Origin of the sequence: Euzebya sp., assembly GCF_964222135.1 — a bacterium.
GTDB lineage: Bacteria > Actinomycetota > Nitriliruptoria > Euzebyales > Euzebyaceae > Euzebya.
In genome coordinates this window covers 1-14,510 of sequence record NZ_CAXQBR010000078.1, presented here as the reverse complement: position 1 = coordinate 14,510, position 14,510 = coordinate 1, and the positions used below count along the sequence as shown (strand labels likewise).

At 73.9% G+C, this 14,510-nt stretch carries 10 protein-coding genes; all 10 read right to left on the bottom strand.

What is annotated here, in order from left to right:
• Positions 1-18: 18 nt before the first annotated feature.
• Positions 19-654 (bottom strand): histidine phosphatase family protein, encoded by a 636-nt coding sequence (locus ACEQ2X_RS17235; protein ID WP_370327076.1) that lies wholly within the window; start codon positions 652-654, stop codon positions 19-21.
• Positions 655-760: 106 nt separating this feature from the next.
• Complete coding sequence (lpdA, locus tag ACEQ2X_RS17230) at positions 761-2,167, bottom strand: dihydrolipoyl dehydrogenase (RefSeq protein ID WP_370327075.1); 1,407 nt, start codon at positions 2,165-2,167, stop codon at positions 761-763.
• Between the two features lie 11 nt (positions 2,168-2,178).
• Positions 2,179-3,585, bottom strand: coding sequence for a dihydrolipoamide acetyltransferase family protein (locus tag ACEQ2X_RS17225; protein ID WP_370327074.1), 1,407 nt, complete (start codon positions 3,583-3,585; stop codon positions 2,179-2,181).
• A gap of 2 nt (positions 3,586-3,587) precedes the next feature.
• Complete coding sequence (locus ACEQ2X_RS17220; RefSeq protein WP_370327073.1) at positions 3,588-4,559, bottom strand: alpha-ketoacid dehydrogenase subunit beta; 972 nt, start codon at positions 4,557-4,559, stop codon at positions 3,588-3,590.
• 4 nt (positions 4,560-4,563) lie between these two features.
• On the bottom strand, positions 4,564-5,691 hold the full coding sequence (pdhA, locus tag ACEQ2X_RS17215) for a pyruvate dehydrogenase (acetyl-transferring) E1 component subunit alpha (RefSeq protein ID WP_370327072.1): 1,128 nt from the start codon (positions 5,689-5,691) through the stop codon (positions 4,564-4,566).
• A gap of 528 nt (positions 5,692-6,219) precedes the next feature.
• The gene (locus tag ACEQ2X_RS17210) at positions 6,220-9,246 is read right to left on the bottom strand and encodes an EAL domain-containing protein (protein WP_370327071.1); all 3,027 of its coding nucleotides are present in this window, start codon (positions 9,244-9,246) and stop codon (positions 6,220-6,222) included.
• A gap of 11 nt (positions 9,247-9,257) precedes the next feature.
• Positions 9,258-11,909, bottom strand: coding sequence for a diguanylate cyclase domain-containing protein (locus ACEQ2X_RS17205; RefSeq protein WP_370327070.1), 2,652 nt, complete (start codon positions 11,907-11,909; stop codon positions 9,258-9,260).
• A 62-nt stretch (positions 11,910-11,971) separates the two neighbouring features.
• A complete protein-coding gene (locus ACEQ2X_RS17200) occupies positions 11,972-12,685 on the bottom strand; it encodes a DsbA family protein (RefSeq protein ID WP_370327069.1) in 714 nt (237 codons plus the stop codon).
• 47 nt (positions 12,686-12,732) lie between these two features.
• Positions 12,733-13,554, bottom strand: coding sequence for an ABC transporter permease subunit (locus tag ACEQ2X_RS17195; protein WP_370327068.1), 822 nt, complete (start codon positions 13,552-13,554; stop codon positions 12,733-12,735).
• The coding region (locus ACEQ2X_RS17190) for an ABC transporter ATP-binding protein (RefSeq protein ID WP_370327067.1) at positions 13,551-14,510 on the bottom strand (960 nt) is incomplete at its 5' end. The genes ACEQ2X_RS17190 and ACEQ2X_RS17195, both read right to left, overlap by 4 nt.

Genomic DNA, 14,510 nt, shown 5'->3' with positions numbered 1-14,510 from the left:
CCGGGACGGACGGCGCGGCTACCAGTCGTCCGGGGCGATCACACCCCCGACGGCCAGCGCGCCTCCCTCCCCCGCGGTCAGGACCACAGCGCCGCCCTCCTCGACCAGCTCGCCGGTGAGCGCCTCGATGTTCTGGGTGTGGGTGACCATGACCGCGATGTCGTCCCCGCCGAGGTGGACCTCGATGAGCCGGGTCGCCTCCGCGACCAGCCAGTCGGCCGTGCGCCGGTCGGGAGCGGCGGTGAGCGACAGCAGGAGGTCGGTGGCCTCGACCTCCCCCAGCCCCAGGGCGACCGCGGTGTCGACGGTCCGGCAGAACGGGCTCGCCAGGACCGCGTCGACCGCGACGTCGCGCGCACCGATGGCCTCGCCGATCGCCCGGGCCTGCGCGACCCCGGCCGCGGAGAGGTTGCGCTGCTGCGCGCAGCTGCCGCGGGCGGTCGGGTCGGCGTCGGTCTGGGAGGTGTCGGTCGCGGTGTGCCGCATGAGCACGACCGACCCGGAGGGCAGGGCCACGCCGTCATGCCCCGCCGGCCCGCCCGCGTCGAGCAGCACCGCCAGGCCCAGCACCGCCACGCACACGACGACCGCGCCGGCGAGGGCAACCCAGAGCCGCGGTCGGCTCGGGTCGCGGTCGCGGTCGCGGTCCACCATCACCTCCGGGCAGCGGGTTCGTCGCGGCCAGGTCTAGCCGATCACACCGACCTGGTGCAGTCGGCGGGGCAGATCACGTGGTCCAGCTCCGCCGCGGCATGCGTGGTCAGTGCGTGTGGAAGGGGAGGCCCGCGGCGGCGAGGTGGGCCTCGCCGATGGCCTCGGCGACGGTCGGGTGCGGGTGCACGAGCGCGGCGACCTCCGCGGGCAGGGCCTCCCACGCCGTGATGAGCTGGGCCTCGGCGATCAGGTCGGTCGCGTGCGGGCCGACGACGTGGACGCCGAGCACCGCCCCCTCCGGGCCGCCGGCGACGACCTTCACGAACCCGTCCGAGCCGTGGATGATCCCCTTCGCGTTCCCGCGCATGCTCGTGGTGGTGGCGGTGACGGCGTCGCCGTGGCGCTCGCGGGCCTGGGCTTCGGTCAGGCCGACGCTCGCCACCTCGGGCGTGCAGTAGGTGACCCGCGGGACGAGGGTGTGGTCGACCGGGGTGACGCGCTCGCCCGCGATCTGGTCGGCGACGGCGAACCCCTCGGCGAAGGCGGCATGGGCGAGGGCGAGGGACGGCGGTGCGAGCACGTCCCCGACCGCCCAGACGCCGTCGACCGCGGTCCGGCCGGACGGGTCGGCGACGACGTACCCGCGCTCGTCGAGGACCCCGAGGTCGTCCAGGCCGATCCCCTCGGTGCGGGGGCGTCGGCCGACCGCGACCAGGACGGTGTCGACGACGTGGGCGTCGCCATCGGACAGGCTCACGGTGGCGGCCGTGCCGGTGGGACCGTCGATGGCGGTCACGTCGGTCGCGGTGGTCCCGGCCACCGTGGTGATGCCCCGCTTGCGGAACGCCCGGGCGAGGGCAGTCGAGACGTCGACGTCCTCGAGCGGGGCGATCCGGTCGAGCGCCTCGACGACGGTCACCTCCGACGCGCCGAGGGAGCGGAACAGGCTGGCGAACTCGAGCCCCACCGCGCCGCTGCCGATCACCAGCGCCCGCTCGGGTATGCGGGTGAGGTGGGTCGCGGTGTCGGAGGTGATCACGACATCGCCGTCGACCTCGACCCCGGGGAGGGACCGGACCGCAGAGCCGACGGCGATCACGACGTGGTCGGCGGTGAGGGCCCGCTCTCCGTCGTCGCCGGTGACCGTGACGGTGTGCCCGTCGGGACCGACCGTGCCCCAGCCGGTGAGGTGGGTGATCCCGCGGGCCCTCACGAGCCCCTCGAGGCCTGAGGTGAGCTGGTCCTGCACGCCTTGGCGGAACGCGGCCATCCGCTCAACGTCGATGCCGCCGACCGTGAGGTCGAGGCCGAACCGCTCGGCGTCGCGCGCCTCGTCGAGGATGCCGCCGACGTGGAGCATGGCCTTCGAGGGGATGCACCCCCAGTGCAGGCAGGTGCCGCCGACGCGGTCGGCCTCCACCATCGCGACGGACAGGCCGCGCACGGCGGCGCGCAGGGCGGAGGCGTACCCGCCGGGTCCGCCGCCGAGGACGATGACGTCGTGGTCAGCCATCGGTCCGGGCCCTACAGCGACGCCAGCAGGCGGGTCGGGTCCTCGGTCACGTCGGCGAGGAACCGGATGAACCCGGCCGCCTCGCCGCCGTCGATGATGCGGTGGTCGAAGGCGATCGAGTAGGTGATGACCTTCCGGACCTGCACGACGCCGTCGACGACCCACGGCTTGTCGTGGATGCGACCCACGCCGAGGATCGCGGCCTCGGGGTGGTTGATGACCATGTCGCCGCCGTCGACGCCGAAGGCCCCGTAGTTCGAGATCGTGAACGTCCCGCCGCGCATCTGGTCCGGCGCGAGCTTGCCGGCGCGGGCGGTGGCGGCCAGGTCGTTGAGGCTCGTGGCCAGCGCGAGGATGTCCATCCGGTCGGCGCCCTCGACGACGGGGACGACCAGCCCGCGGTCGGTCTGGGCGGCGACGCCGAGGTTGACGTGGCGGTGCAGCACCATCTCCTGCGCCTCGACGTCGAGCGACGCGTTGAGGGTGGGGAAGCGCCGCAGCCCGGCGACGACCATCCGCATGATGATCGCGAGGGCCGAGACCTTGACGTCGTCCTGGCCGTCGTTGAGCGATTCGCGCAGCTCCCACAGCGGTGTGGCGTCCGCCTCCACCCACGTGACCGCCTCGGGGATCTCCCGCCGCGAGCGGGTCATCTGCGCGGTGACGGCCTTGCGGAGCTGGGTGAGGGGCACGCGCTCGGCCTCGAGCGCGCCCGCCGGCGCGGAGGGGATCGTGACGGGCTCGGCGGGCTCCGGCGCCGGGGCGGGTTCGGGTGCGGGGACCGCCGGCCCGCCCGCGGATGCCGCCTCGACGTCGGCCCGGGTGATGATCCCGTCCGGGCCGGTCCCCTCGACGGTGGTCAGGTCGACCCCGAGGTCCTTCGCCATCTTCCGCACCGGCGGCTTGGCCGGCGGGGTCGTGGCGCGCTCGACCCGCGTCGACGAGCCTCCCGGCGCTGCCCCTGCATCGGCGGAGTCGCCGCGGGCGGTCACCCGGCGGCGGCGCGAGCCCTTGCCGCCGGACGTGCCGTAGCCGACCAGGACGTTGCCGGAGTCCTCGTCGTCGTCGGCCCCGTCCTCCTCCACCACCGGGATGTCGTCGGCCACCGGGGTGGTCGGGGTCGGCTCCTCCGGCGGGCCGGCGGAGGGGTCGGCCACCTCGATGGTGATCAGCGGGGCGCCGACCTCCACCTCCTCCCCCTCCCCCGCGTGCAGGGCGGTGACCGTCCCGGCGTAGGGGGAGGGCACCTCGACGACGGCCTTGGCGGTCTCGACCTCGGCGACGTACTGGTCGACGGCGACGGTGTCGCCGACCGCGACGAGCCAGGAGACGATCTCGCCCTCCGTCAGCCCCTCGCCCAGGTCGGGGAGCAGGAAGTCCCTCGAGCGGGACGTCTCGGAATTCGACACGGTCGGCATGCCTAGTACTCCAGCGTGGTGGCGACGGCGTCCAGGATCCGGTCGACGTCGGGGAGGAAGTACTCCTCGAGCATCGCCGCCGGGTAGGGGATGTCGAAGCCGCCGACCCGCTGGACCGGCGCCTCGAGGTAGTAGAAGGCGTGCTGCTGGATGCGGGCGGCCACCTCGGCCCCGAACCCGAGCTTCACCGCGGCCTCGTGGACCACGACCAACCGGCCGGTCTTCTCGACCGAGCGGACGATCGTCTCGTGGTCGAAGGGGGTGAGGGAGCGGATGTCGACGACCTCGAGGTCCCACCCCTCGGCCTCGGCGGCCTGGGCGGTCTCCATGCAGGTCTTCACCATCGGGCCGTAGGCGGCGAGGGTCGCGGTCGTCCCCTCCTTGCGGACGACGGCCCGGCCGATCGGCTCGGTCGCGGTCGGCAGGGTCGCGTCCTCCTTCAGCCAGTAGCGGCGCTTGGGCTCGAAGAAGATGACCGGGTCGTCGGAGAAGATCGACTCGAGCAGCAGGGAGTACCCGTCGCTCGGCGTGCCCGGCGTGACGACCTTCAGCCCGGCCGTGTGGGCGAAGTAGGCCTCGGGGGACTCAGAGTGGTGCTCGACCGCCCCGATCCCTCCCCCGTAGGGGATCCGGATCGTGATCGGGAGGGTGACCGTGCCGCGCGACCGGTTCCGCATTTTCGCGACGTGGCTGACGATCTGCTCGAACGCCGGGTAGGTGAAGCCGTCGAACTGCATCTCGACCACCGGCCGGTAGCCGTACATGGCCATGCCGACGGCGGTGCCGACGATGCCGGACTCGGCGAGGGGGGTGTCGAAGCAGCGGTCGGCGCCGAAGCGCTCCTGCAGCTTGTCGGTGATCCGGAAGACGCCGCCGAGGGTGCCGACGTCCTCGCCGAACAGGACGACCCGGTCGTCCTTCTCGAACGCGTCGTGGAGGGCGGTGTTCAGGGCCTGGGCCATGGTGATCGCCATCTGCCTACGCCTCCTCTCCGGTGGTGCCCGCCGCGTCCAGCTCGCGCCTGAGCATCACCTTCTGGTCCTCGTGGTCGGGGATCGGGTCGACGTAGACGTGGTCGAACAGCTCGAGGGGGTCGCCGTGCGGCGCGTCGTAGATCTCCTCGCGGATCTTGCCGGCCAGCTCCTCGACGTCGGCGTCGATCGCCGCCTTCAGGTCGGCGTCCATCAGCCCGCGCTCGGTGATGAACCGCTCGTAGCGGGCGATCGGGTCGCGCCGCTGCCACTCCGCCATCTCCTCCGGCGTGCGGTAGCGCGTCGGGTCGTCGGCGGTGGTGTGCGCCTCCATCCGGTAGGTGACGGCCTCGATGAGGGAGGGGCCCTCGCCGCGGCGGGCCCGCTCGACCGCCTGCTTGGTCACCGCGTAGGTCGCGAGGACGTCGTTGCCGTCGCAGCGGTAGCCCGGCATGCCGTAGCCGACCGCCTTGTGCGCGATCGTCGGGGCCTTGGTCTGCTGGCTGAGGGGGACGCTGATCGCGTACTGGTTGTTCTGGACGAAGAAGACGCACGGGGCGTCGTAGACCGCGGCGAAGTTCATCGCCTCGTGCGGGTCGCCCTCGGAGGTCGCGCCGTCCCCGAAGTACGCCATCACCACCAGGTCCGTGCCGTCGAACTTCGCACCCATCGCGAACCCCGCGGCGTGGAGGGCCTGGGTGCCGATCGGGATGCTGAGCAGCCCGAAGTTGAACTCGTACGGGTCGTAGTCGCTCAGCCAGGTGCCGCGGAAGAGGTGGAGGATCTTGCCCGGGTCGACGCCGCGGACGATCGCGGTGCCCATCTCGCGGTAGGAGGGGAACACCCAGTCGCGCTCCTGCAGGGCGTAGGCCCCGCCGACCTGGGCTGCCTCCTGGCCGAGCAGGGACGCGTAGACGCCGAGCTGGCCCTGGCGCTGCAGGTTGATCGCCTGCTTGTCGATCCGCCGGCTGACGACCATGTACCGGTAGAGGTCCCGCAGGTCGTCGTCGGTCAGGTCGTCGATCGGGTAGCCCTCCACGTCGTGGAGGTGGCCGTCGTCGTCCAGGATCTGGATCGGCTCCTGCGGCGGCAGCAGGTCGGTCGGGTCGGGCCTCTGCCCTGAGGGGTCGCTCACTTCGGGGGCCTCCTCGCTCGGCTCGGGATCGCCGGGACGAGCATCGCACTGGCGCGGCGGCCGCGGGGTGGGGATGGCGCACCGGACACGGCCGGGTCGGGGCTCAACCTAGGGTGCAGGTCGACGCGGGGACAAGGCCTCTGACGACAAGACGTCCGGTCTGGGTGGTGCTGACAGCAGATGGCGGACGATGTGCGCGCGGCGTCCGGCTGACGGCGACGATCTGACGGGCGGGACGGCCACGTCCGCGGCCAGGCTGGTGCGACGGGCTGCCTGTCGTCGAGCAGTCCGTCCCCCGACTGCACGTCGTCTGGCTGGGTCGGCCGCGCGATTGCACGCTCTCCGGGACCGTCCTGGACGACGTGCAGTCGGCCATCGCCGTGCACTGGACGACGTGCAGTCGGCCACCGCCGACCACACGACACCGTGCAGCTGACCGCGGCCGCCCACCCGACACCGTGCAGTCGGCCACCGCCGGCCGCCCGACGACGTGCAGTCACCCACCACCGGCGACCCGACGGCGAGCGCCTACCCCAACTTCGCGGCGTACATCGCCCGATCGGCGGCGATCAGGGCGGCCTCGAGGCCGGCGCCCCCCTCGGTCCAGGCCGTCCCCACGGTGCAGGACACGCCGGCGTCGACCGCCTCGACCCGGTCCCGCACCCGCCTGCGCAGCTGCTCGACCACCACGGGGTCCTCGGTCGGCAGCACGACGCCGAACTCGTCCCCGCCGATGCGTGCCGCCAGCGCCCCCGACGGCGCGACCTCGGCGACCGCCTCCGCGAGCACCCTGGCGACCACCTTGAGCGCCCGGTCCCCCTCGGCGTGGCCGTGGGTGTCGTTCAGCTCCTTGAACCGGTCCAGGTCCGCGACCAGCACGCCGACCCCGCCGGGGCCGTGGGCGAGCTCCTCCACCGCCTCGTCCCACCCCAGCCGGTTGGCGAGCCCGGTCAGCGCATCGGTCCGGGCCTCTGACGCCGCCTGGTCCACCTGCCGGGTCAGCTCCTCCCGGGCCTGCGCGGCGCGGAACAGCACGTCGCTCGACTCGGCGAGGGTCCGGCCGACCCGCTGGCACAACCCGGTGAAGCCCCGCGGGCTGTCGGCGGTGTGGGCGACGAGCATGCGGCCCCGCCCGCCGTGCAACGGGAGGAGGTACCAGGACCGGATGCCGAGGCGCGGGACCAGGCCGCCGGGCAGGTCGTCCTCGGCGGCGTACTGCAGGCAGCGGGGCGCGTCGCCGAGCTCGCTGCAGCCCGACACGTCCACGTCGTCGGCGACGCCGAACCGGACGACGCCCACGTCTGGCAGGCAGGCGAACCCGACGTCGCAGCCGAGCGCGTCGCAGGTGACAGCCAGCAGGTGGGCGAGCGCCTCGCCGAGGTCCGCGCCGTCGAAGCGGAGGAGCTCCTGGACCGCTTCGAGCACCTCGAGCTCGTCGGCGAGGGGCTTGGCGGGGGACACCTCGACGATCTCGGCCAGCGCCGCGGCGCCCCGCCGGTCCACCCGGGGGTCGCCGCGGTCGAGGGGTCTGGCCTCGTCGGGGTGGCCGAGGACGACCAGCGCGTCGTCGGTCGCCACGACCAGGCTCGTGGTGGCGTAGTACGGCCCGACGACGCGGACCGGTTCGCTCGAGGAGATGAACACCCGGTCGCTGCGCCCGAGCGCCCCGGCGACGAAGGTCTCCGCGGCGAGGTCGATCTCGACCACGCCGGCCCAGCCGGCCCCGCGACCCACCCCTCCCAGGTGGGCGTACCGTCCCTCCCCCAGGCGCCGGAACACCAGCAGGTCGACCATGCCGAGATCGGCCAGCAGGTCCGCGACCTGGTCCGGCTCGTCGGCGGGCAGCGGGTCCTCGGCGCCCCCGGACGCCACGAGCACCGCGGCCAGCTCGTCGGCGGGCAGCGGGCGGGAGCCGAGGTAGCCCTGCCAGCCGGTCGCGCCGGCCGCGATGGCCACGTCGCGCTGGTGGGTGTTCTCGACGCCCTCGCAGACGCTCTCGAGGCCGAGGCCGGCGCACAGCCCGACCATCCCCTCGAGGACCTGGCGGGCGGCCGCGTCCTCGCCGGCCCGGTGGAGGAACGCCTGGTCCACCTTCACGCGGTCGACCGGGAGGTCGCGGAGGTAGCTGAACGACGAGTAGCCGGCCCCGAAGTCGTCGATGGCGATCGACACGCCCGCGCGCCGCAGGGCCGACAGCGCCTCGATGGTGGCGGTGGGGTCCGACATGGCCGCGGTCTCGGTCAGCTCGACGCACAGCTGGGACGGCGGGAAGCCGTGGCGGCGGACGGCGCCGAGGATCTGCTCGACGATCGTCGGCTCGTGGATCTGGCGGGCCGAGAGGTTGACGTTCAGCTGCAGGGGGCGGCCGGCGGCGGCGTCCAGGGTCGGCATGGCGGCGAGCGCCTGGTCGAGGACCACGCGGCCGAGGTCGAGTATCAGCGACGACCGCTCCGCCGCGGCGACGATGTCGGCGGCGGAGATCGCGTCGTCGTGGGCGCGGACCAGCGCCTCGACGGCGACCGGGCGGTCGGCGGCGTCGTAGATCGGCTGGAAGACCACGTACAGCCCGTCGTCGTGGATCGCGACGGACACGGCGGCCTCGACCTCGAGCTGGGCGACCACGGCGCGGGCGTCGCCCTCGTCGGCGACGTCGACGGTCCGACCGGCGGCGCGGGCGCCGTGCAGCGCGATGACGGCCCGTTGCACGAGCGCCTCGGCGTGGGCGTCCGGGTTGGCCTCGACGGCGATGCCGACCGTCGCGGTGAGGTGGATCGACTCGTCCCCGGCGTGGATCGGCTCGGCGATCGATCGGCGGATGGCTCGCGCGGTGGCGAGGAGCCCGTCGACGTCGCCGGCGCGCGCGACCACGACGACGAACTCGTCGGCGCCGAGCCGCCCGACGGTGGCCGAGTTCCCACAGACCTCCGAGTCGGCGCAGACCTCGGTCATGCGGGCCGCGACGGTGGAGAGGACGTGGTCGCCGAAGGTGTGGCCCAACCGGTCGTTGACGGTCTGGAAGCGGTCCAGGTCGACGACCACCACCGCGACGTGGGCCGTGCCGTCGGCGGCGCGCAGCGCGGTGCCGATCCGCCCGGTGACGGTGCGGCGGTTGAGCAGCCCGGTGACGGTGTCGATGCGGGACAGGTAGTCGACCCGCGCCTCGGCGGCCATGGCGTCGCGCTGGTCCTCGACGTAGAGGACGACATCGGCGTCGTGGTCGCCCGAGACCGCCGCACCGGTCACCGACACCGGGATGGCGGTCCCGTCGGCGCGCCGCAGGCCGATGTGCATGGTCGCCGAGGCGCCCGGGACGCGCCACAGCCGCCACATGCTGCGGCGGTGCTGGTCGAGGTCGCCGGGGTCGACCAGCTCGATCCCGTTGCGGCCGACCAGGTCAGCGGCCTCCAGACCGGCGAGGGTCGCCAGCGCGGCGTTCACCTCGAGGATCACCCCGCTCGCGTCGAGGACGGCGATGCCACCCGGCACGGCGTCGAGCACGCCGGCGAGTCGCGCCTCGGCGCGGGAGCGGCCCGGGGTGGCCCGACCCGTCGTCACCCGACCCACCGTCACCCGGCCGACCCCACCCGCCGGGACCGTGGGCCCCGGCTCGCCTTGGCGGCGTACATCGCCGCGTCCGCCCGCACGATCGCCGCGTCCACGTCGTCCCCGGCGATGGCCAGCGCGGTCCCGACCGCGACCGTCGCCGTGCCGCCGGTCTCGGGGACGGTCATGGTCAGCGCCTCCCGCAGGCGGTGGGCCAGACCGGCGAGCACGTCGTCGGCCGCGCCGGGCACCAGGACGCCGAACTCGTCCCCGCCGAGGCGCGCGGAGACCCCGCCGGGAGGGGTGCACCGGGCGATCTGGCCGGCGATGCGGCGCAGCAGCCGGTCACCCGAGGCGTGGCCGAGCGTGTCGTTCAGCGCCTTGAAGCCGTTCGCGTCGCAGATGACCACACCGGTGGGGGCGGGGACCTGACGCCGGTGGTCGACGGCCTCCTCCCACCCCGTCCGGTTCAACAACCCGGTCAGCCCGTCGGTGCGCGCCTCGGTGGCCGCCTGGGCCGCCTCGCGGCGCAGCCGCTCCTTCGCCGACGCGGAGTTGAACAGCACGTCGCTCGACTCGAGCACGGTCCTGGCGAGGCGCTGGGCGATGCCGCTGAAGTCCCGGTCGCCGGTGTGGGCGACCAGCACCGCGCCGTCACGGCCGTGGAGGGGCAGGGCGAACCACGAGCGGATGCCGGCACGCCGGACCAGGTCGCCGGGCAGGTCGTCGGCGACCGCGTGCTGGACGCATTGGCCGCCCCGGCTGACGCTCCGGGCCAGAGCCGCACCGACGGCGTCGGTGACCGCGAGGCCGTGGCCGACCGCGCCCGTCTCGGCCGTCCACGCCACGCCGACGTCGCACCCGAGCGCGTCGACGAGCACCGCGAGCAGGTGTGCCAACGCCCCCGCCACGTCGCTGCCGTCGTAGCGCAGCAGACCGCGGACGGCCTGCAGGACGTCGCGCTCGTCCGCGTCGGCGGCAGCGGCGTCCTCGTCGGAGCCGAGCGCGAAGCCCATCCGGTCCGGCCAGGCGGCGAGCTTCTCGACCAGCTCCGAGGCCGCCATCGGACGGGCGCCCAGGTAGCCCTGCCAGTAGGTGCAGCCGGCGTTGCGGACGAGCTCGAGCTCGTGGGAGTTCTCGACCCCCTCCCCGACGACGTCGAGCCCGAGGCCGCGGCAAAGCCGGCTCATCCCGTCCAGCACGTCGGCGGCCGAGGCGTCCGTGCCGGCCCGCTGCACGAAGGTGCGGTCGAGCTTGACCTCGTCGACGGGCAGGTCCCGCAGGTAGGCGAACGAGGAGTAGCCCATCCCGAAGTCGTCGACGGCGACCCGGACGCCGAGCGCGGCCAGGTCCCGGAGCGTCTGCACGGTGGCGGCCTGGTCGAGCATGGCGGCGGTCTCGGTCAGCTCCACGCACACCCGCGAGGGGTCGAGCCCATGGCGGTCACATGCCGTCCGGATCGTCTCGACCAGCCCGCCCCGGTTCAGCTGCCGGGTGGACCAGTTGATGTTCAACCGCAGGTCACGCCCGGCCGCGGCGGACAGCGCCGGCAGGGCGGCGAGGGCGTGGTCGAGCACCCACTCCCCCACCCGCACGATCAGCGCCGCGCGCTCGCCGGCCTCGATGATCTGCCCGGCCGAGACGCCGCTGCCAGGCCAGCGGACGAGCGCCTCGACCGCGACGACCTCACCGGCCATGTCGATCAGGGGCTGGAAGGCGACGTCGAGGTCGTCGTCGTGGACCGCCGCCTGCAGAGCGGTCTCGAGGCGGAGGTCGCGCACGGCTTCGGCGACGTCGGCGCTCTCGGCGAGGTCGGCGGACCGCCCGGCGGCGCGGGCGCGGTGCAGCGCGATCTCCGCCCGCTGGATCAGCGAGGCCGGGTCCACCGGCTCGCCGGCGAGGGCGATCCCGACGGTCACGGTCAGGCGGAGCGGGACGCCGTTGCGCGACATCCCCTGCGACGCCGCGTCCTGCAGCTGCCGGGCGATCGCGAACGCGGCGGCGGCGTCGGGGACGTCGGGGACCACCGCCACGAACTCGTCCGCGCCGAGCCTGCCGACGTCCGCGTGGCCGACGACGGATCCGAGCCGCTCGCCGAGGGTGGCGAGGACCCAGTCGCCGGCTTCCTGCCCGAACAGGTCGTTGACGGCCTGGAAGCGGTCCACGTCGACGGCGAGCACCGCGCAGGGCCGTGCCGGTGACGCGTCGGCGAGGTGGTGGCCGATCTGGTCCAGGATGCTGCGCCGGTTCGGCAGGCCGGTGATGGCGTCGTAGCGGCTGAGGGTCTCGAGGCGCGCCTGGACCTGGAGGCGGTCGTGGAGGTCCTCGATGTACATGACCACGTCGCCGCTCACGGGGTCGTGGCTGGCCTTGATCTCGGCGGGCAGCCGGTTGCCGTCGACATCCCGCAACGCCATCTGCATCGTCACGGTCGCCCCGGGCTCGCGCCACAGGCGGCTCATCGCGGGCAGGTTCCGAGCGAGGTCGGCGGGGTCGACCATGTCCCGTGCGAGGTTGCCGAGGAGGTCCTGGCCGTGGCAGCGCATGAACTCCGCCGCCCGGCGGTTGGTCGCGACGATCACGCCGTCGCGGTCGACGACGATCATCCCGTTCGGCGCGGCGAGGAAGGCCCGCGCCAACCGGGCGTCGACCGACTCCTCCACCTGACCCTCCATCCCCTACGTCATCGGCGGGGTGGATGGCGATCTGAAGGAGGTCCGCGGATGACCCGTCCGGTCTAGTCCGACTGCCGACCTGGTCCAGCGGGACGGCGCTGGTCCAAGGGCACGGTCTCGAGCTGCGGGCCGACGGTGCGGGTGCGCTTCAGCTCGTAGAAGCCCTCGGTCTGCACCAGCGCGGCCAGACCGTCCCACAGCCGCAGCGCCTCGTCACCGCGGATGACCGACGGGATGACGGGCCCGAAGTAGCCCTTCCACTCGTCGCCGACCTGGACGGCCACGATCGGCGTGCCGACGTCGTCGCCGGCCACCTCCTCCGCCTCGCGCGTGGAAGCGCGGACCGCGGCGTCGTAGGCGGTGTCGTCGTAGGCCTTCGCGTAGCCGTCGTCGACGCCGGCGGACCGGAGCGCCTCGGCGATGTCGAAGTCGAGCCCCGCCTCGCCCGACTCGGCGTCGGGCTGGTGGAAGTGGCGGCCGAAGGCGACGTACACGTCCCGGATCCGGTCGGCGTGCCCGTCGGCGCGGAGCGCCTCCACGATGCGCAGCAGGCCGAAGGAGCGCTGCATGGCCGGCAGGTACCGCTCGGCGTACTCCGGGTCCACGTCCCGACCTTCGTTGCGGACCAGCAGGCTGATCGAGCGCCAATCCACCTCGAGGTCTCGGTGCGGGGCGACCTCGTCGAGCCAGAAGCTGGTGATCCAGCACCACGGGCAGAGGGGGTCGAAGTAGAAGCGGACCTGCACGTCGGGCCTTTCGGAGTCGTTCGAATTCATCCTACCGTCCCCAACCCGGCGGTCCCGCACGCACCCCGTTCGAGGGGCTACAGGTCGCGTCGGCGGAAGGACCAGATCGCTGCGGCGGCGAGCAGCGCGATGTAGACGAGGCCCCAGAGGACCAGCCAGCCGCTCGGCGGATCCGTCGAGGCGAACGGGAGCCCGAAGTCCCCGGCCGCGAGCAGCGCGGGCGACTGCAGGTAGTACGAGGCGCTGCGCCACAGGGCGTCGCTCGGGATCACCAGCGAGATGGCGATGCCAACGCGCTCGAGCGACTGGTTGTCGAGGGTGGCCGCGACGAACTCGATGATCCCGGCCAGCCAGGCGAGGCCGTAGGCGACGACGACCACCACGCCGGCGGCGATGGCGGACAGCCGCGTCGACAGGCACACCCCGGCGGCGATGAGGAAGACGACCTCGGCGATCAGCAGGGCGATGGCCCGGCCGGGGTCCAACGCCGAGAACCCGCCGATGCCGGCGGCGATCGTGAGGACGGCGATGACCATCACCACGACGTAGGCGACCACCAGGCTGCCGAACGCGGCCGTGCGCTGGACCAGCCAGGACCAGCGCGGCACCGGGCGGGCCAGGATCGACAGGGCCCGGCCGGAGTCGACCTCCGCGGCGATCGCGCCGGTCGACAGCAGGATCGCGAGGAAGGCGGCGAGGAACTGCACCGCGTACAGGCCGAGGACGGTCATCGCGGTCGCGGCGATCGCGCGGTCCTGGGGGTTGTCGGTCTCGAGGCGGGAGAACCCGATCGAGTACGCCAGCCAGAACAGCGCGATGAAGAGGAGGCTGACGACGATCCCGACGGCGAGGATCTTCCGGCTGCGGGCCTCGCGGAGGGCATCGAGGAAGACGGTCATCGACCCGCCCCCTCCCCCGCGCGGGTGTCGCGGGCGGCGGCGTCCTGCGCGGCGGTGTCGAGGTCGTCGGCGTCGACCAGCCGGATGAACAGCTCCTCGAGGCTCGACTGGAGCGGCACCACCGCCCGGATGGCGGCGCCGGCGCCGACGAGGGCGGCGACCAGCTCGGGCAGCGCGTCGGCGTCGTCCAGCACGACCACGGCGGAGCGGTCGTCGCGGTGGCCGACGACCCCGTGGCCCTCGACGATCGCGAGGTGCGCGTCGGTCAGCGCGTCAGCGGTGATCCGCACCTCCCCACCGGTCGGCAGGCTCTGCACGGGCCGGTCGGCGAGGACCCTGCCGCGGTGCATGACCACGATGCGGTCACAGACCGCCTCGACCTCGCTGAGGAGGTGGGAGTTGAGCAGGACCGCGGTCCCGCCGGCGGCCAGATCCCGCACGACGTCACGGACCTCGCGCCGACCGATCGGGTCCATCGCCGAGGTCGGCTCGTCGAGGATGATCAGGCCGGGGTCGCCGAGCAGGGCCGCGGCGAGCCCGAGGCGCTGGCGCATGCCCTTCGAGTACCCGCCGACCTTGTCGTCGCCCCGGCCCGCCAGCCCGACGGTGTGGATGGCGTGGTCGATCGCGCCGTCGAAGCCGGCCGGGTCGACGCCGGCCAGGCGGGCGTGGGTGGCCAGCACCGGGCGGCCGGTCGCCCAGACCGGCTGGGCGAACGTCTCCGGCAGGTAGCCGACCCCCGTGCCGGCGCGGGGGTCGCTCGCGTCGACGCCGAACAGCCGGGCGTGCCCGGCGTCGGGGTGGACCAGTCCGAGCAGCATCTTGACCGTCGTGGTCTTGCCGGCGCCGTTGGGGCCGAGCAGGCCGACCGACTCGCCGGGCCGGATCGTCAGGTCGATCCCGGCGACGGCGAGGCGGCGGCCGTAGGACTTGCGGAGGCCCACCGCCTCGAGGGG

Bases quoted from the DNA above. Each gene is read 5' to 3' on its own strand.
- ACEQ2X_RS17235 (WP_370327076.1), bottom strand. From the start codon at position 654: ATGGTGGACCGCGACCGCGACCGCGACCCGAGCCGACCGCGGCTCTGG.
- lpdA (WP_370327075.1), bottom strand. From the start codon at position 2,167: ATGGCTGACCACGACGTCATCGTCCTCGGCGGCGGACCCGGCGGGTAC.
- ACEQ2X_RS17225 (WP_370327074.1), bottom strand. From the start codon at position 3,585: ATGCCGACCGTGTCGAATTCCGAGACGTCCCGCTCGAGGGACTTCCTG.
- ACEQ2X_RS17220 (WP_370327073.1), bottom strand. From the start codon at position 4,559: ATGGCGATCACCATGGCCCAGGCCCTGAACACCGCCCTCCACGACGCG.
- ACEQ2X_RS17205 (WP_370327070.1), bottom strand. From the start codon at position 11,909: ATGGAGGGTCAGGTGGAGGAGTCGGTCGACGCCCGGTTGGCGCGGGCC.
- ACEQ2X_RS17200 (WP_370327069.1), bottom strand. From the start codon at position 12,685: ATGAATTCGAACGACTCCGAAAGGCCCGACGTGCAGGTCCGCTTCTAC.
- ACEQ2X_RS17195 (WP_370327068.1), bottom strand. From the start codon at position 13,554: ATGACCGTCTTCCTCGATGCCCTCCGCGAGGCCCGCAGCCGGAAGATC.